A 23,269-nucleotide genomic window follows, 5' to 3' on the forward strand; every position below is an offset into this window, starting at 1 on the left:
CTAGGCCATCGTCACCCGGTTTCTACCGTCGTGTTTCGAGCGATACAGTGCCCGGTCCGCGCTCGCGAAACCCTCGCGATGCGCCAGCCGTGACCCTTCGGTCATACGCGTCAACGAGGCGCCGACGCTCACCGTCACCATGCCGAGCGGCGATGCGCGATGTTCGATCGCCAGATCCTCGACGCCCTGCCGCAGCGCTTCGAGCGCGTCTTCAAGCGCAGCCGGCTCCGCTCGCAGCACCAGCAGGCCGAACTCCTCGCCCCCCATGCGCCCGGCGATGACGCACTCGCCGTCGGCCGCCGCCTGCATCACCGAAGCCACTTTGCGCAAGCAATGGTCGCCCGCCTGATGGCCATAGGTGTCGTTGTATTGCTTGAACCAGTCGACGTCGACCACCACCGAGCCCATCACGTCGCCTTCTCGCGCATCCTTCCACTTGCGCGCGATGCTTTCCAGCAGGAAGCGGCGGTTGCACAACTGGGTGAGCGGATCGATCGCGGTGGCCGTGCGCATTTTCAGATCGTTTTCGATCATCGCGCGCAGGTGGTAAAACACGCTTCGTTGCGACGCATCGAGGCGGCCGGGCGCCGGGTCCATCGCGCATAGCGCGCCGACAATTTCACCGTTCGGCGCGCGCAGCGCAATCGCCGCGTAAAAACGCACGAAAGGATGGCGCTGCACCAGCATGCACTCGCCGAAACGGACGTCGTCGTGAGCATCCTCGATGACGAACAGTTCCGCGTCGCGCACCGCATAGTCGGCCAGCGAGCGCGCACGGGTCACGAGCGGCATGGTCATGCCGACCTCGGCCCGGTAATGCTGATACTCCTCGTCGAGCAGCGTGATCGCGGTGATCGCCGCGCCGGTCACGCTCTTCAGGATTTCCGCCGCGTGGGTGAAGCACTCGCGCATCACCTGATCGTCATGCAACAGCCATTCGATGACCGGCGACTCCACCTCGGGTTCGCCGGTGGCGGATGGATCAACCGACATCCTGCTGGACAGACGATCGTTACTGTAAGCGAGTTGCACGGCAGGGTTCCCGGGAGTGATTAGCTCGTGTCAACGGCATCTGCGTGTGAAACTTGAGCGACATGAAGCGGGCTCATTCAACAGACAATTGTTCCGTGTCGTTATTGATTGGATCAAAGTGACGCTGCCCACCCGCAACAAAAAAGCGCACTGCCTCTCAGCAGTACGCCTTCGAAAACACAGCGGGAGAACCCCCGCCCACCAAAGCCCGCGCTCCGACAGCTTAAGGCCGCTCGCCTCGCGCCAGCCGTGCATCGATATCACGCACCACAGGCATCAGATCCGCCACGCTATCAATCACATAATGCGCGCCGGCGGCCTGCAACTTCTGAATCGCAGCCTTGCGCCGCCATGCAAATTCATCCGGCGCCAACGCCTTGACGTCGTCCTCGGCCATGCCGAAAGCATTGCCGCTCACGGCAACGCCCACCGCCCACGTGCCGCCGTTGATGCCTTCCTCGATGCCGACCTCGGTGTCGTCGACCTTGATCGCATCCCTGGCGCGCCACACGCCCAGTTCCGGCAGCGTCCTGTAGATCATGTACGGCGACGGACGCCCTTCCGGCGTGTCGCCGGTACACACGATACTATCCGGCGAAAAACCCTGAGCCGCCGCGCCGGGCACGATCTCGGCCATGATTTCGCGGGTATAGCCGGTGGTCGTGCCGATCCTGATGTCGTCGCTGCGCAGCGCGCTCGCCACTTCCGCCACGCCCGGAATCACCGAACTGTAGCTCGCGGCTACGGCGATGTTCTTCGGCACAAAGACGTCGTACACGGCGTCGATGTCCGCTTCGCCCGGCGTGCGGCCATACTTGTCGGCCCATGCTTGCGACACGCGCGGCAAGGCCATCAGCGCCGCAATGTGCGGGCGCTTGGCCATGCCCATCGGGCCGCGCGCTTCGTCGATCGTGATCGACACGCCGAACTGCTCGAACGTCTCGACAAACGCGCCCATCGGCGCCAACGAACCATAATCGACCACCGTGCCGGCCCAGTCGAAAATCACTGCTTTGACGTGTTTCATGTACTTCGATTCTCTGGAGGTTGTAAAGCTCGCGCGGCGTGCCGCGCGTTTGCATGACTGTATTTACGACTACCTGGCTAACTGCAATTTGACGACTGCGATCCGCTTACTGGAAGAGTTGATCCATGCGATCCATCCATCACGGACGCACGGATCAACGCCAGGCCGTGTTGATCAAGCCGCGTCGCCCAGCAACTTGCGCTCTTCCAGCGCCGCCGCCGGCGGCGCGGCGTGCGCAACGCCCATGGCTTGCAACGACTGCGCGCAGGCTTGCACCACGCGGTGCATCACGCGCTCATCCACCTGACCGATGCAGCCGATGCGGAAGCTGTCCACCACCGTCAGCTTGCCCGGATAGATGATGAAACCCTGCTTCTTCATCAGGTCATAGAAGCGCTCGAATTTGAACGACGGATGCGCCGGCGCGAAAAACGTCACGATGATCGGCGAGCGCCAACGCGCGTTCAGCAGCGGCTCGAAGCCGAGTTCCCGCATGCCGGCGACCAGCACGTCGCGATTGTTCGCGTAACGCGCAAGACGGCCTGCCTGCCCGCCTTCGAGCTTATGCAGACGCAATGCCTCGATAAACGCGGCCACGGTGTGCGTCGGCGGCGTGAAGCGCCATTGGCCGGTGCGATTCATCACATCCCACTGGTCGTACACGTCGAGCGAGAGCGAATGGCTGCGGCCCTTGGCTTCCTGCAACGCGCTCTTGCGAGCAATCACGAAGCCGAAACCGGGTACGCCTTCAATGCATTTGTTCGCCGACGACACGAAGGCCTCGCACGGAATCTGACGCACGTCGAGCGGCACCGCGCCGAATGCGCTCATCGAATCGATCAGCAGCTTGCGGCCTTTTTTCGCGGTGGCCGCGGCGATTTCCTCGATCGGATTGAGAATCCCGGAGCTCGTTTCGCAATGCACCGCGACCACGTGCGTGATGCTCGGATCGGCGTCCAGCATGCTTTCGACTTCGGCGCCGCGCGGTGGCAGGTAGTCGCCCTTGTCGAGCACCGTGCAGGCACGGCCGAGATAACCGAGGGTGGTCGCAATGCGCTTGCCGTAAGCGCCGTTGGCCAGCACCAGCGCATGGCCGTCGCGCGGAATCAGGCTGCCGAGCATCGCTTCGACGCAATAGCTGCCGCTGCCCTGAAGCGGTACGCAGTCGTATTCGCCGGCGGTGTCGCCGGCAATGTCCAGCAGGCTGCGGCGCAGTTCGGCGGTCATCGCGCGGAAATCGCCGTCCCACGAACCCCAGTCGCGCAGCATCGCTTCCTTGGTCGAGCGCGCCGTGGTCAGCGGTCCCGGGGTCAACAGATACGGCTCACCCTGCGCCGGCGCGGCGCACGTCGCGGGTGAAGACAGTGGGGACACTGTCGGGGGACGGTCGATGACGCTTTCCATGGTCGGAATCTCCGATATCGCTGTTGCGGTCATGACACAGTACAGAAAGGCTGTCCATCGGTAAAATCGATATAATCGATGCAGGTATCGCAAAAACTTATCTCTCGGCGAGGCAAACGTGCAATACGCGCAATTGCGGGCGTTTCATGCGGTCGCGGAACATGGCGGCTTCTCCAAAGCGGCACAGGCGCTGTCGCTCACGCAGCCGGCGGTGTCGGATCACGTGAAGCGGCTCGAGCAGGACTACGGCGTCAAATTGTTCGAGCGCGGTCCGCGCGGCGTCGAAACCACCGAACTCGGCTTGCGTCTGTTCAGCGTGACGCGGCAGATGCTCAGTTGCGAACGCGACGCGCGGCAACTGCTCGAATCGGCGGGTGGGCTCGAATCCGGCTCGCTCTCGCTGGTCGCGGACGCGCCCGATCTGGCGGTCGCGCTGATCGGCGCGTTTCGCAAGCTGCATCCGGGGATTGTGGTGACGCTGTCGATCGCCAATGCCGCGGACTGCATGCAGCGCGTGCTGTCGAGCGCGGTCGACGCCGCCATTACCGCCGCTCCGCAGGTGCACAGCCGGCTCGAGTCGCGCGTGCTGCGGCGCGATCCGCTGGTGGCCATGGTGCCGGTGAGCTACCCGGTGGCAAAGAAACGCAAGCTGAGTTACGCGGAACTCGTGCAGCAGCCGATGATTTTTCGCGAGCGGCAATCGGTTACGCAGCAGTTGCTGGAGATCGAACTGGTGCGCGAGTCCTTGCAGGTCGAGCCGGTAATGTATGTGGACGGGCGTGAAGCGCTGGAGGAAGCGGTTGCGCAAGGCATGGGGGTGGGCGTGATCGCGCGCGCCGAATTCAATGAATCACGGCGGATCAGGATGATTCCGCTTCAGGATTGCCGGGTGCAGATGATCGAATCGCTCACGCGGCTGGCTGAAAGGCCGGGGTCGAATCTGCTGGATGCGTTGTTCGCGGTGGCGTTGACGAGCGCCGTTACCGCGACGGATCAATAAAACGGTAAGCCGCCGCCGGGCAAGCGTTGCCCGGCGGCGCTTTAATGCCGCTGCCGCTTATGCCGCTTTAGCGCGGCGGGCCTGCCGTGTCGAGGCGGCGCATGGCATCACCACACGAACACACGGCGACGCCACGCTGCCCGCCAATCCTGTTACCGCGCACCGCCACTGGCGATCAGGCTTTCGCCGGTCATCCAGCGCGAGTCGTCGGAGGCGAGGAACGCGGTGACGCCGGCGATATCGTCAGGCTGACCGATGCGGCCAAGCGGCGTCGTGCTGACAGCCCATGCCTCGAAATCCGAGCCAATGAAGCCGGCGCTATGCGTGCCCTCGGTTTCCACCATGCCGGGATTCACGGAGTTGACGCGAATCTTGCGCGGGCCGAGTTCGCGGGCGAGCACGCCGGTGATGGCATCCACGGCGCCCTTGGTGGCGGTATAAACTGAGCTGCCCGGCGGCGTGATGCGGCTGACCACCGAACTGACGTTCACGATGCTGCCGCCTTCGCCCAGATGCTTCACCGCTGCTTGCGTGACGAGCAGCAGACCCAGCACGTTCACATTGAACTGCTTGTGGAAGTGAGCTTCAGTGATGTCTTCAATCGGCGCCATCTCGTACACGCCTGAATTGTTGACCAGAATGTCGAGGCGGCCATACGTTTCGACTGCCGCATCGATGATGCCTTTCGCGTCCGCTGCCTTGGATACATCGCCGCCAACCGCGACCGCCTTGCCGCCCGCAACGCCGATTGCTGCGACCACTTCGTCTGCCCCCGCCTTGCTGGACGCATAGTTCACCACCACCGACGCACCCTGCGCCGCCAGTGTCTTCGCAATCGCGGCGCCGATGCCTTTCGATGCGCCCGTTACAACCGCAACCTTACCTGTGAGCTTGCTCATGATCGTTTCCTTTGGATGGAGTTCGCGCCGACGCCGCTGCCGCGAAGATTCGCGGGGCCGACGTCGATGAAGCCGGACATGCAGTGGCGCTGTCACTGGACACAATGTAGGCACACTGGCCGCATGGATAAAGCGGCTGAAAACGAATAGATACGTCGGATGAGCCGAACAATCGGAATCGACGGGTTGTTTTACCCCGCTCTTCCCATCGCTCCCGTCGCCGCTCGCCCTACCGCTTCGTGAGACTTCGCGGGTTTCAAAAGCCTGTCCGCCTGTACCGAAACGAAAGCCACGCGACAGCAGCGGGTCGAGTCAGGATTTTTCGGCAGCAGCGAACGGCCACCCGTACCACGGAATGGTTGAGTGAGTTGAAAAGTGAGCAATCGACAAAACGCGATAGGCAGTGCGCAAATAAAGTGCGCCGGAGCCGCCTGCAACGGCACTTCGGCGTAGGGACGCAACGACGCGCGGCGCAACGGAAAGCGAGTTGCCGCCAATCATCAGGACTTCTACCATAGATGACACTATCAGGTGCGTAAGCAAACCTGCCTGCAGGAAATCTGAATCGGGACACAGAAATGACAGCCCCCTCCGCGTGATCAAAGCCGGAGTTGGTGGCTCGCGCGCATGCGCAAATGAATTACCGCATTCACTTCAACGCAATAACCCGGAATTGATATGACCTCTGCGCTGTTCAAAGGCATCATTGCCTACCCCATCACGCCCTTCCGCCCCAGCGATGGACGGGTCGACATCGATGCTCTCGAGCGCTCGATCGACAGGCTGCTCGCCACCGGCGTGCACGGCATCGCCCCGCTCGGCAGCACGGGGGAAAGTGCATACCTGAGCGATGACGAATGGGACGAAGTCGCGCACAGCGCAATCAGTCGAGTCGACAAGCGGCTGCCCGTCGTCGTGGGAATCTCCGATCTCACCACGCGCAATGCGGTGCGTCGTGCCACATTCGCGGAACGTGCAGGGGCGGACGCCGTCATGGTGCTGCCGGTCTCCTACTGGAAGCTGAGCGAGCACGAGATCGTGAGGCACTACGCGGCGATCGGCAGCGCCATCAACATCCCCATCATGGTCTACAACAATCCGGCCACGAGCGGCATCGATATGAGCCCGCAGCTCATCGCGCGGCTGGTTCGCGAGATAGACAACGTCACCATGGTCAAGGAAAGCAGTGGCGACATCCAGCGCATGCACGTGTTGCATCAGCTATCGGACGGACAGATTCCGTTTTACAACGGCAGCAATCCACTCGCGCTGGAAGCATTCGCAGCGGGCGCGGCAGGTTGGTGCACCGCTGCGCCGAATCTGATTCCCCAATTGAATATCGATCTGTACAAAGCATCGATGTCCGGCGACGCCCTTGCGGCGCGGCAGATCTTCTACCAGCAGCTTCCGTTGCTCAAGTTCATCCTCAAGGGCGGCTTGCCCACAACGATCAAGGCAGGGCTCCGCTTGCAAGGCTTCGAGGCCGGCGTGCCGCGCCAACCGCTTCTCCCGTTGTCCGAGGAAGGCGTGGTCGAATTGAAGACGCTGCTGGACATGGCCACCGCGCATTCGTAAGACGCCACGGCGTTTCGTCCGCGCCCGCCGCGGCGCCTGGCGTCACATCAGATCAGATACCCCCGTTATACCTGGAGTACAAATTGACATCACCGAATGAAGACAGCATCGTCACCCACCACGCGCTGATGCGCGACACGATTGCCGCGGTTCAGGCGGCGGGCAATCACATGAAGGAGATCTTTTCGCAAGATGCCCGGCCTGCAGACCTGCAGGCGCTGGTCAAGGCAATCCATGCGAACGACGCCGAATCGCTGGGCGTCATGCAAGAAGCGCTGCTTGCTGCCCGTCCGCAAGCACGCTGGGCCGAAGACGAACTCGAAAGCGGCGAGTTGCCGCCGGGAGAATGGTGGGTCACCGACCCCGTGGAAGGCAACATCAACCATATTCATGGCATGACCGACTGGTGCGTGACCGCCACCCTCGTGAAGGACAACCGGCCCGAACTGACCGTCGTATACCTCCCGCTCACCGGCCACACCTACACCGCGACACGTGGAGGCGGCGCCTACCTCGATGGGGTGCGGATCGAACCGTCCCGCAAGAAGGAACTCAATGCCGCGCTGGTCGGCACAGGCCAGGCGAAACCCGGCGAAGACGCCGCGACGTTCCGCCGGATCGGCGAATCCGTGACGGCGATGCTGGGCTCGGCGCTTGTTGTGCGTGTCTCGGTTCCCGCCACCCTTCAGTTGATTCAGGTTGCCGCCGGCCGCATGGACGTGTTCTGGCAGTTCAGCCAGGTACGATCCGGGCTGGTTGCCGGGGCGTTGCTGGTTAGCGAGGCCGGTGGCGCAGTCACGGATACCCATGGACAAGCGTGGCACCTTGCCAGCCGTGACTTCCTCGCGGCTGCGCCGGCACTGCACGAGGCTTCCGTTCACGTACTGTCGAAAATCCTGTGAGCACCCTCAACGATCCAACGGTATCCACGTTGCTCGACCAGTTATTCGCGGCGTCGGATACCACCAAGGCTGAATTCTCCCGCCAGTTTTCCAGCCTGAATGCCGCCGAACGAAACAGGCTGGTCGCCGACGGCAGTCACCGCGAACTGTATGCGTATGCAAAGCACGCGCATCTTGCGGTCTCGCGCAGCACCGGCAAACTATTGTACGGATTGGCCCGTCTGATGAACGCCCGCACGATCGTGGAGTTCGGCACATCGTTCGGCGTATCGACACTGCATCTCGCCGCCGCCGTGAAAGACAACGGCGGTGGCAAAGTGATCAGTACGGAAGCCGAATCGTCCAAGGTCATCCGTGCACGCGAGAACCTTGCGAAAGCGGGCCTGGCGCAATGGGTGGACATCCTCGAAGGCGATGCACTGGAGACGCTGTCGTTGCGCGCCCCCTCTGCCATCGACGCGCTCTTCCTCGATGGCGCCAAGCCGCTCTATCCCAGCGTCTTCGCCCTTCTTGAACCGCACCTGCGTGTGGGAAGTCTCGTCATCGCCGATAACGCCGAAGGCAGCCCGGAGTACCTTTCCCAGCTCCGCAACGACCCGCGATATTGCTCGGTGCGTATCCACGAGGACGTCGAGTTGTCGATCAAGCTGGAAGAATGACGCCCGCGCTCGAATACATGCGCCGGCTCGACGTGTGCGAAGTCCGGCGCAGATACGCCGGACGCCTATGTGAGGAGACCCAGAAGTGAAAAACGTCGACGAGCGCTCAACTGCCTTGATGAGTTTGAGCGCAACAGATGCCGTAGCCGCAATGAAACGGGGCGACGTCAGCGCGGAAGCCTATGCCGCCGCGCTACTGGCGCGCGCGAGTCAACAGGCCGCGCTCAACGCCTTTGTGACCCTGGCGCCAGCCCAGGTAATGCAGGCCGCGCGCGACGCGGATCTCAAGCGCGCGAGCGGCCAGGCGCTCGGTGTGCTCCACGGCCTACCGGTACCCGTCAAGGACAGCGTCAATACGCGCGCCTTCAGAACGACGAATGGAACGCGGGCGCTGCGTGATTTTCAGCCTCAGGCAGATGCCGAACTGGTGCGGCGACTCGTCGACGAGGGCGCGATCGTGATGGGCAAGACCAACCTGACGGAACTCTCGTTCGGCTGGACCAGCAACAACGAAACATTCGGCGCAGTGCGCAATCCCTACGATCTTCGGCGTGTTCCGGGCGGCAGCAGCGGCGGTTCCGCCGCAGCCGTGGCGGCCAGAATAGCGCCGCTGGCCGTTGCAGCGGACACCTTGGGATCGATACGTGTCCCCGCGAGCTTCTGTGGACTGGCGGGATTACGGCCGACGTTCGGACGCTACCCGAATGAAGGGGCATTCGCGCTAACCGATCAAAAGCTCGATCAGATCGGCGCACTCGCACGCTGTGTCGATGATCTCGCATTGTTCGATTCGACGGTGACGGGAGACCATACGCCGCTCGATACTACAACGCTCGCCGGCGCACGTATCGGCGTCTGCCCATTCTACGAAAGCGGCCTTGATCCAGACGTGGCGCGCGTGTACCACGAGGCGCTGGCGCGCCTGAGCGACGCGGGAGCCGTCATCGTCCGCGCGGACGTCCCCCCGCTGATGACCCGTGCGTTCGAGATCGCAGCGACGATCATGCTCTACGAAGCAGCGAGCGGTTTCGAACGCCTGCTAGCCGGCAACGATATCCCGCTCACGTTCGACGAAATGTTCGCGCAGGTCGGCGAAGGCATTGGCACCCTCGTCAGGCAAGTTGCCCTGCCGCCGAACCGGCCGACGCACGACACCTATGTGGAGATGCTGAAGCAACGCAAAGGCATCGAGTCGAGTATCCGTGGCCACTTCGAGCAGCACGGCATCGTAACGATGGCATTCCCGGCGACTGCTGCATTGCCGCCTTTCATCGGCCAGGAAGGCGAAGTGGAAATCAACGGCGAGATGATTTCGTTCTTCGACGCTTTCGGCCGCAATACGGCATTGAGCGCGGCAGGAGGGATTCCCGGACTGGTGCTGCCCGCAGGCAGTTCATCTGCTGAAAGGCTTCCGGTTGGCATTGAGTTTGTCGCACTGCCCGGACACGACCGGGCACTGCTCTCACTAGGCCGCGAAATCGAAAATGTGCTGAAGCCGGCCACGCTTCTCTTCAGATAAGCGCACCGCCGAACGGCGGCCACCTGGCGTCATGCCACGCGGCACGGCGCATGGCTGCCCTCGCGGCGGCGCCCTGCCGATGCGCGCAATCCGCCCCACCCCACCTGCTATACAATCGATTACCCGTCGTCAGCCAGCGAGGATACTCATGTCAACCGGCCAGCCATCCGATCCCCTGAGCCCGAGGAAGTTGCCTGCACAGGGCCGGGCCGCCAGGACCGTCGACGCGATCCTCGATGCGGCAGCTGACGTGCTCGACCGCCTGGGTCTTGACGGCTACAACACGAACTACATTGCAGACCGAGCCGGTGTCAGCATCGGCTCCCTGTATCAGTATTTCCCGAGCAAGGACGCCGTCACGGCGGCCTTGATCGAGCGCGGACATCAGCGGATTCTTTCCGCGATCAGCGGACACGATTATGGCGACGATTGGCGACGTGCGTTGGAACATGTCATCAGCGTAGCCGCGGAGCATCAGTTGTCGCGGCCGCAACTCGCCCGCCTGCTCGATTACGAAGAAAGCCGCTTGTCCATTTCGGGCCGCGACAGACATATCGCCAGGGAAGTCCACGGCGTGATTACCCGAATCGTCGCGGCGGCAGCCGAGCGAAACGGCCAGGATCCCGCTGCCTGCGCATCGGACGTGATGGCGCTCACGCGGACATTGAGCGACGCGGCGAGCGAACGAGGCGATACCGACATCGAAAGCTTGCGACGCAGGATTACACGGGCTGCTTTCGGGTATCTCGAAGGCGACGGGAGCAGTTGAAAGCAGGCGTTGGCGTTGCGAGCGAACGTCACATGCGTTGCTTTCCACGTGGCGTATCAGCAGCGCGCTGGCGTATCACGATGCGCAGCGGACTTTCGGCAGCACCTGCTCGATGGCCGCCGCCACGGCGAGCAGCCGCCGGTCGCTGCCCGCCGGTCCGTCCAGCTCAAGACCGACAGGCAGGCCCGCCCCGGTTTGGCCGGCCGGCACACTAATGCCGGGAAGGCCGGCGTTGCTGGCATAGTCAGTGTGGCGGATGAAGGTCGCGAACGTGGGCACCTGTCTGCCTTCCAGCTCCACGGTTTCGTCAGCGCCGAGTGGCCGCGCCGTCATGGGTGACGTGGGGAGGATGATCGCATCGAGGCGGTGAGTGGCGAAGCATTGGCTGTAGGCCTCCTTCAGTTCGAGGCGAGCGTTCAGCGCCTCTGCATAGAGCGCATCTGGGACAGGATCGTCGATGGCAAGCCGCATCAGTTGTGCAACGTCCGGGCTGCCGATCTGTTCGATGACCGCTTGAATTGTTAAAGCGCTTTCGCGCGACTGCAAGTAGGCAGGTAGATCCCTGATCAGCTCGTACAGCACAACCGGAAAGCCCGCTGCCTGATTCAAGGGTTCCAGATTTTCGACGCTCACATCCACCAGCTCGACGCCGGCCTTTCGAAGCAGGTCGAGCGCCTCGTCGCAAACCGTTTGAACCTCGCGCTCCAGTCCTCCCCATGTCGCGTGACGCAGCAATCCCAGGCGCAAGCCCGATAGTTCGACAGCATCATGGTCACGATCGCCCGTTATCACGGCATCGAGAAGCGCAACGTCTTCGACGCATCGTGCCATCGGCCCGGCCGTATCCCGGGAGTGCGAAATCGGCACGATGCCGGCTTGTGAATAGCGGCCCGCTGTCGGCCTCAACCCAACTACGCCGCAAAGGGCCGCCGGCAATCTCACAGAGCCCCCGGTATCGGTTCCGATCGCACCCGGCACCAGGTGTGCGGCCAATGCCGCGGCATTCCCGCCACTGCTTCCTCCCGGCGACAGGTCCGGATCAAACGGGTGGCGGCAAGGTCCTAGCCAACCGTTGTTACTGGTAATGCCAAGAGCCAGTTCGTGCATGTTGAGCTTGCCGAAGAATAGCGCTCCGTCATTGAACAGGCGCGCGGCAACTGCGGCATGTTCCGTCGCGACGTTGGCATGCAATTTTCTCGTGCCTGCCGTTGTGGGGACACCGCGCACATCGATATTGTCCTTGAAGGCAATTGGAACGCCCGCGAGCCGTCCCGCCCGGCCAGCCTCCGGCTGCTCGTCAAAAAACCGTGCCTCTCGAAGAATGCGTGCGGCGTCGACATTCACAAAACAGTTCAGCGCCGAACGTCGGTGAGCTTCATCGAGTAAGGCGCCTACGTATTCGGCACAGGAAAACTGCCTGGTTTGCAGACCACGACGGACGTCGACGAGAGAGAGATTGATCAGGTTCATATTGGGTCAGAAAAAAGTGCGGCACGATTGCCACCACGAAAATGCGAGCATTTCCCACAGAATCGGCGACACCCGCCTAGAAGAGATGCATCACGCCGATCGTCGCGCCCATCTGGCTTTGCCCCAGCGCTGTTGTCGTGTATGGGTTCAGGCCAAAGTTGGCAGCGCCCCGATTGTTCACAAATCCGCCGAGGAGATACAACGTCGTGCGCTTGGAAAGTGAGTAACTCGCAGTAGCGACATAACCGGTGGCGGACGAGTTGCTTCCCCTAAAGTCATAGCGGTAAATTTCAGCGCTCAGGTTCAAGGCCGGAGAGACCTGATACGCCACGCCGCCGAAATAGGTACAACCCGCCGGCGAGAGCTGCAGAGAACCTGAGATGTTTTCGTAACCGCCGGACACGGTGATCGATTCGAACGTATATTTCGCCGCCACGGCAATGCGAATGTCCTTCTCGGAGGCCATACCGGCGTCGCCATTCGTTCCTGAATAAGTGGCGCTACCGGCAAAGCCGCCCGACGCGTATTTGAGTGAAGCCTCAATGACACGTCCCGCCCTGTTGTCGCCCGCCACGCCACCAAACCGATAGAGAAATTCCGTGCTCAAGCCTGCTATTTCGGGCGACTTATACTTGATCGAGTTGTTCACCCAGAAATTCTGCGCCGGAATGAAATAGTCCGAAAAAACCGAGTACTTCGCGAAGTAAGATGCGTCGTAAACAATCGTGTTGTCGAACAGCACACTGTAGTGACGGCCGGCCGTCACCGTGCCGAAGTTCAGGTTGGTCAGGCCAAGATACGCCTCATTAGAAAACTCAACGCCGGGAATGAACTGGCTGCCGTCATTGGAATTGAATACCTGCGAGAGGTTGACCACCATGCTGGTTTTCGAACCGAGGTCTTCTGTCGCGCGGATGCCGAAAAACGTGGGCTGCCGGCTTCCCGTTGTCATTGATAGCTGCGAACCGCCGGCCGCATCCGCGTGAGTCAGGTATTGAATACCCGTGTCGATCTCGCCATAAAGGGTGACGGACGACTGCGCATTCGCCTGATGCGCCGAAACGAGCGCACCCAACGCCGCAACCGAAACGAAAGAGCTTAACTTCATCAGCACATCTCCTTAATCATTGCTTTTCTAATCCCCATTGCCGACTAACCGCTTCAATGGGTGCAAGATTAAGTAGCCGAAAACGCGATGGAATCCCCAGGAATGACGATGGCGGCGGCGAGAATCACACGGGAAGCGATGCGATAGGCGAAACGCTGTCGTACGCGCAGAACCATATTTTTTTACGCGCTTCTTTGAGCACGCCTGGGGTCAACGCGAAGGGCAGACGGATTTTCGTTGTGCCAGTATCTGAGGCATCAGATGATCTGCGTCTGACAAAGACATCACCGGAAAGTTGGCGACGTATTGGCCCCGGCAACGGTCAACAGACGAACCACTGCGCCGGCCACGACGGCCGAGACGGGTGGCAGCAACTATCACGAACCCATGCGACGAAGGAATCGGCCATGTTTCTTACGACTCAGCAGACGATTCTGTTACCGCAAATCATCAAGGTTCTCGCGGAACCCCAACCGGATTCCGCGTTGCGGCTCCGTCTGGGCGATCTGCTGACACGCCTCCTGCACGCGGACCAGTTTGTCTCCTACCTCTGGAATCCGGCTGGACAATGCTTCGACGACCGCGTGGCGATCGACATGTCCGACGCGAATCTTCGCAATTACGAAGCCTATTTCCAGTACCACGATCCGATCACTCACCGGTTGCGCGCACGCAGCAGGCCAACCCTCGTGACGGAAATCATGCCGCAGTCCGAACTGGTCCGTACGGAGTTCTTCAACGATTTCCTCGCCCGCGATCTTCTGTTCTGGGGTATGAATGTGCACGTTCCAATCGACGGCGAAAGCACGGGCGATATTCGAATCTGGCGCAGCCGGAAAAAGGGAAACTTCGACGCAACGGATCTGGCGCTGCTGGCGATCATCGCGCCCGCATTCGGCGCGGCGCTGAGGCGTTGCAAAGACACCGCCATGGCCGAACCCGGTGACGCCGATGGATCGGACGAAGCGGTTGCGCTGGGGCTTACGCGTAAAGAACACCAGATTTCGCGGATGGTCGCCATGGGTCTCACAGATAAGCAGATTGCGAGCCGCCTGGATATTTCGTTCTCAACCGTACGCACCCATCTCAAGCATGCTTTCCACAAGCTCGGCGTGAACAATCGCACCCAGTTGATTCGGGCGCTCCGCTAACCGGGCCTGGCTGCCCGTTGTCGTTGCCTGTTGCCCAGAATCTTCTAGCTGAATAACGCGCCCGCCAGACAGCGGGCCTCTGTTTTCCTGCTCGACGTACCCGGTTTGCGATAGCGCCGAGGCGCCTGCTGACGGCTCAAATGCGAGCAAAGGTTCATCACAGAGCCGCCGGGATAGCACGCGCCCCTTTGCATACGGCTTCATAAGGCCATTCAAGCGCCACTTATACCCCCTGGGATTGCGAGTACTCAATATGCCCGCCACGCCCTATCATGCATTGCGTGTACTCGACGAGCCAGCATTGCAGGCAGTGGAGTGTCCTATTGATCGATTAACTTAATGCAACCTGTAAACGTCGTGCGCGTTTTCTCGTTGTTTCGAAGGATTCCTATGAAGCTTGGTATTTTTGGCGCAAGTGGCGCAACGGGCCGTCATCTGGTTGAGCAGGCCGTGGCGGCCGGACACGAGGTCACTGCGATCGTAAGAACAGCCGACGCGCTGTCGAGTGGCGTCCCAAACCTGAAGCGGGTTGTCGCCGGTTTCGATCAGCCGGATGCATTGAAACAGGCCGTAAGCGGACAGGACGTGATCATCAGTGTGCTCGGCGTTCGCAAGGGCGGCCCAACTACCGTCTGCACCGATGGAGCAACGAGTATCCTGAACGCAATGAAAGCCGCGAACGTGCGCCGCTTCGTTGCATTGAGCGCCTATGGGGCGACAGAAACGAAAGACGCGTCCCTGTTCATCAAATTTGTCCGCACGGTCATTGCGGACAAGATGCGCGACAAGGACCAGATGGAGGCGGTAATCCGCCGTAGCGGAGTCGACTGGACACTCGTGCGTCCGCCAGCGTTGACGAACGGTCGGCGAACCGGTGAGTATCGGTTCGGAGCCGACTTGAAGGTCGGCGCATTGGGGCGCATATCCCGGGCGGACGTTGCCGATTTCATTCTGCGGCAAGCCATTTCAGGCGTATTCATCGGCAAGGCTTTAACGGTGTCGATGTAGAGGGGACTGCCGTGGCATGGCGTGCGCGTTCTGCATCTCGCGTCTTGACGGACAGGAGAAGGGTGAGTCTGGCCATTCACTCGTTTCCGCGTTTGCGGATGAACGCGATCTGCACGGCCACGCTTGCCAGTACGGCCAATGCGCCCAGCGTATCCAGAATAGTCGCCCACACGATCCAGCCCTCCCTGTTCACACTCGCCACTTCCTCATCAAACGAACACGCGCGCCAATAACTGAATCCCCAGGCCCAGCAGACAAAGAAAAAACCAACGGCGGAAGGTCGCCGGACTAATGTGTCCGCGCACCCGTTGACCGATCCACATGCCGAGCAACGCGGGCACTACGGCGCAAAGCGACTCGCCCAGGTCGTCGACCGCAAAGGCATGCTCCCGCGCCAGCCCGATAGCGAGCGCGATGGTGGAAACGGTGAACGACAGGCCGAGCGCCTGAACCAGGTCCTCTTTCTTTAACGTCAATCCCTGAAGATAAGGCACGGCCGGCACGACGAACACGCCGGTCCCCCCGGTGATCGCGCCGGTGACCACGCCAATCGCCGGCGACAGCCAGCGCTCGTGGCGCGCCGGCACCGAGAAGTGCCACGCCATCAGCCCGGCCGCGGCATAGAGCGTCAACGCGGCGCCCAATCCCGCCACGGCCCATTTGCCCCCGCCTCCGGCAATGAACGACGCAGCCGCCAGCGTGCCCGCGACGATGCCCACCATCATCGGCCACAAGCGCTTGACCAGCGTCCGCACGCTGGGCCCCGCGAACAGTTGCCAGACGTTCGTGACGAAAGACGGCAGCAACAGCATCGCGGCGGCCTGCGCCGGCAGCATCAAGGTGCCGAGCACGCCCATCGCAACGGTCGGCAGGCCCATGCCGGTCACGCCCTTGACGAAGCCGGCCAGCACGAAGGTCGCGGCAACCACACTCGCGTGCAGGGCAAAAGAAGAGGTCATCGGGGTGATGGGCTGGATGTCATGTCCGCGATTTTCGATTGCCTCAGCGCCGTCCACAATGCGTAAGATACGTACTGTGACTTAGGCTATGACTAAGGCTGAAATTAAAACCGCAACTGCATCTGCAGCCACGGTTACGGCATCCACTCAAATCCGACCCATGCGCTTCGACCTGATCGACCTCCGCCTTTTCCTGAACATTCTCGACACGGGCAGCATCACGCACGGCGCGGCGCGCGCGAACATGTCGCTGCCATCGGCCAGCGCGCGTTTGCGCGGCATGGAAGACGCATTGGGCGTGCCGTTGCTGGAACGCGGCCGGCGCGGTGTGGAATCCACGGCGACCGGCGATACGCTCGCGCATCATGCGCGCCTCGTGCTCGGCCAGATCGACCGGATGCAAGGCGAACTCGGTGAACATCAGGCCGGGCGCAAAGCCTGCATCCGTCTGTGGACCAATACCGCGGCGATCACCGAGTTTTTGCCTTCCGCGGTTGGGCTTTTTTTGCGCGATCACCCCAACGTGCAGATCGATCTGAAGGAGCGGCAAAGCAGCGAAACCGTGAAAGCCGTGCTGACCGGCGCGGCGGAAATCGGCATCATCTCGGATGCGGTCGAACACGGCGCGCTGCAGACGCTGCCCTTTGCCGTCGACAAACTCGTGCTGGTCACGAGCCGTGACGACCCGCTCGGTGCGCGGCGCCGCGTGACGCTCGCGGAAGTGGCTGAGCGTGAATTCATCGGCTTGAGCACCGGTAGCGCGTTGCACGCGTACCTGGGCGAACGCGCCCTGCTATCCGGACAGCCGCTCAGCATCCGGGCGCATATGCGAACTTTCGACAGCATCTGCTGCATGGTCGAACAGGGCGCGGGCATTGCCATCGTGCCGGCCACCGCCGCGAAACGCTATCGCGGCACGCCGGGCATTCGCACCATCGAACTGACGGACAGTTGGGCCACGCGTCAGTTGCTGATTTGCATGCGCGACCTGAACGCGCTGAAACGGCCGGAAAAGGCGCTGGTCCGGCATCTGGCGGGTCTGGAAGGATAACGAGGATGCGTGGCTGTCGTCCTATTATCAATGCCATTTATTTCATAGTCGATTTTTAATCGATTTGCCTGATTGTCTGTGGTTTCTTATCCTTGATGCACAACCGGCCGCCGCGCATTGCATGCGGCGTCTGCTCTGCCCCTCTCTGTCCTTTGGCCAGCACGATCATGGAAAGAACCACCTTCAGCGTACGCGTCGACAGCGTACGTGACGAAGCGCACGGCGTGCGCTCGTTCAGCGTCTCGCGTCTGGACGGACAACCGTTCGACCGCTACGAACCCGGCGCACATATCGACGTCACCGTGCCCTCGGGCATTACGCGGCAATATTCCCTGTGCGGCGACCCGGACCATCATCAAGCGCACCTCTTTGCCGTCAAGCGCGAAGATGCGTCACGCGGCGGCTCGCGCTCGCTGCATGACGACGTGACTGTCGGTTGCGAATTGAAGATCGGCGCGCCGCGCAATCTGTTTCAGCTTGCGTCCGGCGCGAACGAGCACATTCTGATTGCCGCAGGCATTGGCGTCACGCCGCTGTTGAGCATGGCCTATCGCCTGCTCAAGCAGAACGAGCGCTTCATATTGCATTATTTCGCGCGCAGCGCGGAGCATGCGGCGTTCTTGCCGTTGCTGTCACGCGCACCGTTCAGTGATTTCGTGCGGTTTCATTTCGGTGTCGAGAAAGAACAACTCGATGCGGTGCTGGCCGATTGCGTGGCAAGTGCGTGCGAAGGTTCACACATTTATACCTGCGGCCCGGCGCCCTTCATGGAGCGCGTGGTGGCGATCGGCGAACAGCGCGTGGCTGCCGAGGCGATTCACCTTGAACGCTTCGCTGCCGAGCCCGCTTCGGCGGCTAGCGGCGAAGCGAATACGCTCGATGCATTCGACGTACAGATCGCCAGCAGCGGCGCTACCGTTCACGTCGATAAAAACACGACGATCGTCGCGGCGCTGGCGTCGATTGGTATCGAAGTCGATACCTCATGCGGCGAAGGCGTATGCGGGACCTGTATGGTCGATGTGGTGAGCGGCACCCCCGAACATCGCGACCATTGCCTGAGCAAAGCTGAAAGGGCAAGCGGCAAAGTGATCTGCTGCTGCGTCTCGCGCGCCACGTCACCGCTGCTGGTGCTCGACCTCTAAGACGTTTTAACGCACACCAGGTGCTGCATTCGCAGCACCTTCTTCCTTCCGCCCTTACCGGTCGTCGTCGCGAATCGACGATGCATGCCGGCACAGCGCGCGCACTTCGACATCCATATACGGGAACAGCGGCAACTGGCTCAGCACGTCGTGCAGATGCGCGGGGCTCTCCACATCGAACACGCTGATATTCGCGTAGCGCCCGGCGATGCGCCACAGGTGCCGCCATATGCCCTCCTGCTGCAGCTTCTGCGACATCGCTTTCTCATCGGACTTCAGGCGCGCGGCACGCTCGGCGTCCATATCGGGCGGCAGGTTGACGGTCATCTCAACGTGAAACAACATGCTGGTTCTCCTTCCCTGATCGGTAACGAAAAACCCCGACTGCGCGGAAAACTACACCGCGCTGCCAGGGTCGATAGATTCATGCGGTACATGTCATACGTTTTCATGCATCGGCGCATCTGCGCATCGGCACACCTCAGGCCTTACGCTTCAGCGCGCACCCGTTCCACTTCAGCGCCCGGCAGGTTGTCGCGTTCCTTGAACAACGTGAAGTCGAAGTCGATCAGCGCGAACTGGCCTTCCACGCCATAAGGCTTGCCTTCCGCGCCCTCGGCTTGCTTGACCGCCGGCACAAGACCGTCGCGCGTGGCGAATGCAAAGTCGTCCCACAGATACGGATCGCCGTCGATGTTGATCTGCGTGGTCAGCTTGCGGCAACCCGGCGCCGACACGAAGAAGTGGATATGCGCCGGACGATGTCCATGACGGCCCAACTGATCCAGCAACAACTGCGTCTGCCCTTGCGGCGGCACCGAGTAACCGACCGGCACGACGCTGCGGAAGCTGTACTTGCCTTCGGCATCCGTGCGAATCGAGCGGCGCAGATTGAAGGCCGGCTGCGACTTGTCGAAGTACGAGTAATTGCCGAGGTGATTCGCGTGCCACACTTCGACCAGCGCGTTCGCGAGCGGCTTGCCGTCTTCGGCCAACACGCGGCCACGCATCACCAGCGTCTGACCGGGATCGGTGCCGTCATCGAGTCGCGCATGCCCGTCGGACACCGGTGCGCCCGCCACATACAGCGGCCCTTCGATGGTGCGCGGCGTGCCGCCTTCGATACCTGCCTTGGCTTCCGCTTCGTCCATACGCAGATCGAGAAAATGCTCGAAGCCGAGTCCCGCGGCCAACAGACCGAGTTCGCCGCTCTTGCCCGCGTCGCCGAGATAATTCAGCGCGGTCCAGAACTCGTCTGGCTGCACGTCGAGATCCTCGATCGTATAGAACAGATCCTGGACAATGCGGTTGACGATCTGCTTCGTGCGCGGATTGCCTTCACTGGTGGCGCTGTCGTTGATTTTCTGCAGCAGCGCGTCGATAGCTTGCTTGTTCATGGGGTATCTCCTTCGTTTAATGTTCTCGGCGGTTAGCGGATGAACCGTCAGTTCGTGGTGACGCTTGCGCCTTTGCGCGTATCGCGCCGCAAGCGGTCGATCTTGTCCCAATCGAGCGTGATGCCAAGACCGGGCCCTTGTGGAAGATGCAACGCAAAGTTTTCGTAGCGCAGCGGCTCGGTGAGAATCTCCTCCGTCAGCAGCAAGGGTCCGAAGAGTTCAGTCCCCCACTTGAGTTCGCCGAAGGTGCTGAAGAGCTGCGCCGATGCGATCGTGCCCACCGCGCCTTCCAGCATCGTGCCGCCATACAGGTCGATGTTCGCGGCAAGCGCAATCGCCGCCACCTGCGCGGCGCCCGTCAGGCCACCCGATTGCGCGATCTTGACGGCGAACACGTCGGCCGCGCGCGCGCTGGCAAGGGCGAAGGCATCGGCCGGGCCGTGCAATGCTTCATCTGCCATGATCGGCACCTGAGCGAGATCCGTCAGACGTTTGAGGCCCGCGCGGTTCTCCGCCGCAATCGGCTGCTCGATCAGCGCCACACCGGCGTCGGCGAAACGCTTGCCGGCCCAGATCGCTTCGGACTCGGTCCATGCCTGGTTCACGTCGACACGCACCTCGCCGCGCCCTTCCAGCGCTTTCTGAATCGCGACGACGTGTGCAACGTCGTCGACAACCGCGCGCGAACCGATCTTCAGCTTGAACACACGATGCCGCTTCGTTTCAAAAACGCGCTCGGCTTCGTCGATATCGCGGGTCGTGTCGCCGCTTGCGAGCGTCCACGCCACATCCACCGAATCGCGCACGCGGCCGCCGAACAATTCCGACAAGGGCACGCCGAGACGTTGCGCCTGGGCATCGAACAAGGCGGTTTCAACCGCGGATTTCGCAAAACGGTTGCCCTGAAACAGCGCGCGCAGCTTCGCCATTGCCGCGCCTGGACGGGTCGCGTCCAGGCCTTTGAGCAGCGGCGCAAAATACGTATCGATGTTGACCTTGATACTTTCCGGGCTTTCCTCACCGTAGGCGAGACCGCCGATGGTCGTGCCCTCGCCCACGCCGACCACGCCGTCGGAAGAGCGGATGCGAACCAGCACAAGCGTCTGGCAGTTCATCGTTGCAACCGAAAGCCGGTGCGGACGAATGGTCGGTACGTCGACGAGAATCGTCTCCACGCTTTCGATCTTCACGGGTGTTGCTATCATTCGTTGCGCTCCTGAACCACGTTCCTGAGGCACCATAGTAGAAACAACCCGCGAAGCAGTCCAACACCGATTCCGACTACTTCCATACCTTAGGGGTATGCATGGAACTTCGCCAACTCCGCTATTTCATTGCGGTCGCCGAAGAAATGAACATTACGCGGGCCGCCAGCCGCCTGCATATGACACAGCCGCCGCTGAGCCGCCAGATCCAGCAGATCGAGGAGGACGTCGGCCTCGCGCTGTTCGAGCGTGGTTCGCGGCCGTTGCGGCTGACCGAAGCCGGCCGCATTTTCTATGCGCAAGCCAAACGGCTGGTCGACGACGCCGACGAACTCGCCCCGCTCACGCGGCGCCTCGCGCAACTGGCCGAGCGCATCGTGATCGGCTTCGTGCCGTCGACGCTCTACGGCGCGCTGCCCGCGGTGATCCGCGCGTTTCGTGAGGCGGCGCCGCATATCGAGTTGTCGCTGATCGAAATGTTTACGATCGAGCAACTCGGCGCCCTCAAAGGCGGCCGTATCGATGTCGGTTTCGGCCGCTTGCGTTTCGATGACGCGCAACTGGCGCGCGAAGTGCTCGTCGAAGAACGGATGATTGCCGCACTGCCACAAAACCATCTGCTCGCACGCCAGAAGAAAGCGCTGACGCTGGCCGCGCTCGCGGAGGAAACGCTGATTGTCTATCCGAGCACGCCACGGCCGAGCTACGCGGACCAGCAGCTATCGGCGATGCACGACCATGCGCTGGAGCCGAAAGCCGTTCATGAAGTGCGGGAGTTGCAAACGGCACTGGGGCTGGTTGCAGCCCAGGTCGGCGTGTGTCTCGTGCCGGAAAGCGTCGAGGGCTTGCGCGCCCATGGCGTGGTGTACCGGCCGGTTCCGGCGGCCAATATCGCGTCGCCGATCATCATGAGCCGGCGCCTGCAGGACGAGTCGCCGACCACGACGTTGCTGTGTTCGCTGGCGCGGGAGTTGTTCAAGCGGGGTTGAAGGCGCGCAAGGAGGCGCGCAACGGTCCGTCGCGGCCGCTTCAACGCTCATCGAAACGCCGCACGATATCGCCCATCAGATTGCGCAACCACACGTTGCCCTCGTCCTGATCGAAATGCTCGTGCCAATGCATCGTGACGGCTGCCATCGGCAACGTAACGGGTAACTCATAGAGCTGGAATCCGCCGGTCCGGTTGAAAATCTGTGCAAGACGCCGCGGCAGCGTCGCGAACAGATCGGTCACGGCCAGCACGCTCGGCAAAGCCACGAAATGCGGCAGTTCCAACGCAATATGCCGCCCCACGCCTTGCGCGCGAAATGCGTCGTCGAGTGCATAGTGGCTATGCTCGACCGATGTGATCTGCACGTGCGACGCGTCCAGAAACGCCTTCATGCCCAGTTCTTTCGTACGCGGCAAGCCACGCCGTTTGCGTGTCATACACACGTAAGTCTCTTCGAATAACGCCTCATGACGCGTGCGCGCGGTCAGCGTCGGCAAATTGCCGATGGCGAAATCGAGCCGGCTGGCACGCAACGCATCTTCGATTTCCGACACCGGCAGCGGCTCGATGCGCAATTTCACGCGCGGCGCCTGCCGGTGCAACGCCTCGCAAATCGGCGGCAGGTACGCCAACTCGCCCGCATCGGACAGCGACAGGCGGAATGTGCGCGTACTCACCGCAGGATCGAAGTGCTCCGCGTAACGCAGCGCCTCGCGCACCGTATCCAAAGCCCGCGCGACGATGCCTGACAGTTCGAGTGCGATCGGCGTGGGCTGCATGCCGGCGCGCGTGCGGATAAAGAGCGGATCGTCGAACAGCGTCCGCAAACGCCCCAGCGAGTAGCTGATCGCCGGCTGCGATAACGCAAGCCGCAGGCCGGCCCGCGTGAGGCTGCGCTCCTCGACGATCGCCTGGAAAACGCGCAGCAGATTGAGGTCGACGTGGTCCAGTGAATTCATCGAGATATCCATGAGATTGATCTTATATTTTATTTTAGA

General features: G+C 61.7%; 22 protein-coding genes. 11 read left to right on the forward strand and 11 right to left on the reverse strand.

All coding sequences use genetic code 11. The annotated features are described in order from the left end of the window. The 3 genes from PQQ95_RS16910 to PQQ95_RS16920 form a co-directional block, all read right to left on the reverse strand. A complete protein-coding gene (locus PQQ95_RS16910; protein WP_408438518.1) occupies positions 1-1,032 on the reverse strand; it encodes a sensor domain-containing diguanylate cyclase in 1,032 nt (343 codons plus the stop codon). Positions 1,033-1,255: 223 nt separating this feature from the next. Then, positions 1,256-2,059 carry a phosphonoacetaldehyde hydrolase gene (phnX, locus tag PQQ95_RS16915; RefSeq protein WP_408438519.1) on the reverse strand — a complete coding sequence of 268 codons (804 nt, stop codon included), beginning with the start codon at positions 2,057-2,059 and terminating at the stop codon, positions 1,256-1,258. Positions 2,060-2,233: 174 nt separating this feature from the next. Beyond that, entirely contained in the window at positions 2,234-3,463 is a 1,230-nt protein-coding gene (locus PQQ95_RS16920) for a 2-aminoethylphosphonate--pyruvate transaminase (protein ID WP_408438520.1), read from the reverse strand. Between the two features lie 118 nt (positions 3,464-3,581). Between PQQ95_RS16920 and PQQ95_RS16925 the strand changes: the two genes are divergently transcribed. Next, complete coding sequence (locus PQQ95_RS16925) at positions 3,582-4,463, forward strand: LysR substrate-binding domain-containing protein (protein ID WP_408438521.1); 882 nt, start codon at positions 3,582-3,584, stop codon at positions 4,461-4,463. Positions 4,464-4,615: 152 nt separating this feature from the next. On the opposite strand, the gene PQQ95_RS16930 is transcribed toward PQQ95_RS16925, so the two are convergent. Beyond that, on the reverse strand, positions 4,616-5,362 hold the full coding sequence (locus tag PQQ95_RS16930) for a glucose 1-dehydrogenase (protein ID WP_408438522.1): 747 nt from the start codon (positions 5,360-5,362) through the stop codon (positions 4,616-4,618). 678 nt (positions 5,363-6,040) lie between these two features. Here PQQ95_RS16930 and PQQ95_RS16935 point away from each other — a divergent pair. The 5 genes from PQQ95_RS16935 (at position 6,041) to PQQ95_RS16955 (ending at position 10,786) form a co-directional block, all read left to right on the forward strand. Then, the gene (locus PQQ95_RS16935; protein ID WP_408438523.1) at positions 6,041-6,937 is read left to right on the forward strand and encodes a dihydrodipicolinate synthase family protein; all 897 of its coding nucleotides are present in this window, start codon (positions 6,041-6,043) and stop codon (positions 6,935-6,937) included. An 83-nt stretch (positions 6,938-7,020) separates the two neighbouring features. Continuing rightward, positions 7,021-7,839 (forward strand): inositol monophosphatase family protein, encoded by an 819-nt coding sequence (locus PQQ95_RS16940; protein ID WP_408438524.1) that lies wholly within the window; start codon positions 7,021-7,023, stop codon positions 7,837-7,839. Continuing rightward, on the forward strand, positions 7,836-8,498 hold the full coding sequence (locus PQQ95_RS16945; RefSeq protein ID WP_408438525.1) for an O-methyltransferase: 663 nt from the start codon (positions 7,836-7,838) through the stop codon (positions 8,496-8,498). The genes PQQ95_RS16940 and PQQ95_RS16945 overlap by 4 nt, the downstream gene beginning before the upstream one ends. Positions 8,499-8,583: 85 nt before the next feature. Continuing rightward, positions 8,584-10,017 (forward strand): amidase family protein, encoded by a 1,434-nt coding sequence (locus PQQ95_RS16950; protein WP_408438526.1) that lies wholly within the window; start codon positions 8,584-8,586, stop codon positions 10,015-10,017. Between the two features lie 148 nt (positions 10,018-10,165). Further along, positions 10,166-10,786, forward strand: coding sequence for a TetR/AcrR family transcriptional regulator (locus PQQ95_RS16955; protein WP_408438527.1), 621 nt, complete (start codon positions 10,166-10,168; stop codon positions 10,784-10,786). 75 nt (positions 10,787-10,861) lie between these two features. On the opposite strand, the gene iaaH is transcribed toward PQQ95_RS16955, so the two are convergent. Then, positions 10,862-12,256 (reverse strand): indoleacetamide hydrolase, encoded by a 1,395-nt coding sequence (gene iaaH / locus PQQ95_RS16960; protein WP_408438528.1) that lies wholly within the window; start codon positions 12,254-12,256, stop codon positions 10,862-10,864. Positions 12,257-12,332: 76 nt separating this feature from the next. Further along, positions 12,333-13,364, reverse strand: coding sequence for a porin (locus PQQ95_RS16965; protein WP_408438712.1), 1,032 nt, complete (start codon positions 13,362-13,364; stop codon positions 12,333-12,335). Positions 13,365-13,420: 56 nt separating this feature from the next. Between PQQ95_RS16965 and PQQ95_RS16970 the strand changes: the two genes are divergently transcribed. Further along, positions 13,421-14,515, forward strand: a complete 1,095-nt coding sequence (locus tag PQQ95_RS16970) for a helix-turn-helix transcriptional regulator (protein ID WP_408438529.1) — start codon at positions 13,421-13,423, stop codon at positions 14,513-14,515. 390 nt (positions 14,516-14,905) lie between these two features. After that, positions 14,906-15,523 (forward strand): NAD(P)-dependent oxidoreductase, encoded by a 618-nt coding sequence (locus PQQ95_RS16975; RefSeq protein ID WP_408438530.1) that lies wholly within the window; start codon positions 14,906-14,908, stop codon positions 15,521-15,523. A 209-nt stretch (positions 15,524-15,732) separates the two neighbouring features. On the opposite strand, the gene PQQ95_RS16980 is transcribed toward PQQ95_RS16975, so the two are convergent. Continuing rightward, on the reverse strand, positions 15,733-16,482 hold the full coding sequence (locus PQQ95_RS16980; protein WP_408438531.1) for a sulfite exporter TauE/SafE family protein: 750 nt from the start codon (positions 16,480-16,482) through the stop codon (positions 15,733-15,735). Between the two features lie 160 nt (positions 16,483-16,642). On the opposite strand from PQQ95_RS16980, the gene PQQ95_RS16985 reads away from it, so the two are divergent. Beyond that, positions 16,643-17,533 carry a LysR family transcriptional regulator gene (locus PQQ95_RS16985; RefSeq protein WP_408438532.1) on the forward strand — a complete coding sequence of 297 codons (891 nt, stop codon included), beginning with the start codon at positions 16,643-16,645 and terminating at the stop codon, positions 17,531-17,533. A 167-nt stretch (positions 17,534-17,700) separates the two neighbouring features. After that, a complete protein-coding gene (locus PQQ95_RS16990) occupies positions 17,701-18,678 on the forward strand; it encodes a PDR/VanB family oxidoreductase (protein ID WP_408438533.1) in 978 nt (325 codons plus the stop codon). Between the two features lie 54 nt (positions 18,679-18,732). Here the strand turns inward: PQQ95_RS16990 and catC are convergent, their stop codons facing one another. From catC to catB2, 3 genes are all read right to left on the reverse strand, one after another. After that, positions 18,733-19,023: a muconolactone Delta-isomerase gene (catC, locus tag PQQ95_RS16995; RefSeq protein WP_408438534.1), complete on the reverse strand. Its 291-nt coding sequence runs from the start codon at positions 19,021-19,023 to the stop codon at positions 18,733-18,735. A 143-nt stretch (positions 19,024-19,166) separates the two neighbouring features. After that, a complete protein-coding gene (catA, locus tag PQQ95_RS17000) occupies positions 19,167-20,075 on the reverse strand; it encodes a catechol 1,2-dioxygenase (RefSeq protein ID WP_408438535.1) in 909 nt (302 codons plus the stop codon). A 47-nt stretch (positions 20,076-20,122) separates the two neighbouring features. Beyond that, positions 20,123-21,280 (reverse strand): muconate cycloisomerase CatB2, encoded by a 1,158-nt coding sequence (gene catB2 / locus PQQ95_RS17005; RefSeq protein ID WP_408438536.1) that lies wholly within the window; start codon positions 21,278-21,280, stop codon positions 20,123-20,125. A 101-nt stretch (positions 21,281-21,381) separates the two neighbouring features. On the opposite strand from catB2, the gene PQQ95_RS17010 reads away from it, so the two are divergent. Continuing rightward, positions 21,382-22,269: a LysR family transcriptional regulator gene (locus tag PQQ95_RS17010; protein ID WP_408438537.1), complete on the forward strand. Its 888-nt coding sequence runs from the start codon at positions 21,382-21,384 to the stop codon at positions 22,267-22,269. A 40-nt stretch (positions 22,270-22,309) separates the two neighbouring features. Here the strand turns inward: PQQ95_RS17010 and PQQ95_RS17015 are convergent, their stop codons facing one another. Continuing rightward, positions 22,310-23,230 carry a LysR family transcriptional regulator gene (locus tag PQQ95_RS17015; RefSeq protein WP_408438538.1) on the reverse strand — a complete coding sequence of 307 codons (921 nt, stop codon included), beginning with the start codon at positions 23,228-23,230 and terminating at the stop codon, positions 22,310-22,312. Between the last annotated feature and the right edge of the window lie 39 nt (positions 23,231-23,269).

Origin of the sequence: Paraburkholderia caffeinilytica (assembly GCF_046030355.1) — a bacterium.
Lineage (GTDB): Bacteria > Pseudomonadota > Gammaproteobacteria > Burkholderiales > Burkholderiaceae > Paraburkholderia > Paraburkholderia caffeinilytica_B.

Coding starts and splice junctions, on each gene's coding strand:
- catA (WP_408438535.1), bottom strand. CDS start 20,075: ATGAACAAGCAAGCTATCGACGCGCTGCTGCAGAAAATCAACGACAGC.
- PQQ95_RS16990 (WP_408438533.1), top strand. CDS start 17,701: ATGGAAAGAACCACCTTCAGCGTACGCGTCGACAGCGTACGTGACGAA.
- iaaH (WP_408438528.1), bottom strand. CDS start 12,256: ATGAACCTGATCAATCTCTCTCTCGTCGACGTCCGTCGTGGTCTGCAA.
- PQQ95_RS16935 (WP_408438523.1), top strand. CDS start 6,041: ATGACCTCTGCGCTGTTCAAAGGCATCATTGCCTACCCCATCACGCCC.
- PQQ95_RS16985 (WP_408438532.1), top strand. CDS start 16,643: ATGCGCTTCGACCTGATCGACCTCCGCCTTTTCCTGAACATTCTCGAC.
- PQQ95_RS16975 (WP_408438530.1), top strand. CDS start 14,906: ATGAAGCTTGGTATTTTTGGCGCAAGTGGCGCAACGGGCCGTCATCTG.
- catB2 (WP_408438536.1), bottom strand. CDS start 21,280: ATGATAGCAACACCCGTGAAGATCGAAAGCGTGGAGACGATTCTCGTC.
- catC (WP_408438534.1), bottom strand. CDS start 19,023: ATGTTGTTTCACGTTGAGATGACCGTCAACCTGCCGCCCGATATGGAC.
- PQQ95_RS16970 (WP_408438529.1), top strand. CDS start 13,421: ATGGGTGCAAGATTAAGTAGCCGAAAACGCGATGGAATCCCCAGGAAT.
- PQQ95_RS16955 (WP_408438527.1), top strand. CDS start 10,166: ATGTCAACCGGCCAGCCATCCGATCCCCTGAGCCCGAGGAAGTTGCCT.
- phnX (WP_408438519.1), bottom strand. CDS start 2,059: ATGAAACACGTCAAAGCAGTGATTTTCGACTGGGCCGGCACGGTGGTC.
- PQQ95_RS16980 (WP_408438531.1), bottom strand. CDS start 16,482: ATGACCTCTTCTTTTGCCCTGCACGCGAGTGTGGTTGCCGCGACCTTC.
- PQQ95_RS16920 (WP_408438520.1), bottom strand. CDS start 3,463: ATGGAAAGCGTCATCGACCGTCCCCCGACAGTGTCCCCACTGTCTTCA.
- PQQ95_RS16965 (WP_408438712.1), bottom strand. CDS start 13,364: ATGAAGTTAAGCTCTTTCGTTTCGGTTGCGGCGTTGGGTGCGCTCGTT.
- PQQ95_RS17015 (WP_408438538.1), bottom strand. CDS start 23,230: ATGAATTCACTGGACCACGTCGACCTCAATCTGCTGCGCGTTTTCCAG.
- PQQ95_RS16930 (WP_408438522.1), bottom strand. CDS start 5,362: ATGAGCAAGCTCACAGGTAAGGTTGCGGTTGTAACGGGCGCATCGAAA.
- PQQ95_RS17010 (WP_408438537.1), top strand. CDS start 21,382: ATGGAACTTCGCCAACTCCGCTATTTCATTGCGGTCGCCGAAGAAATG.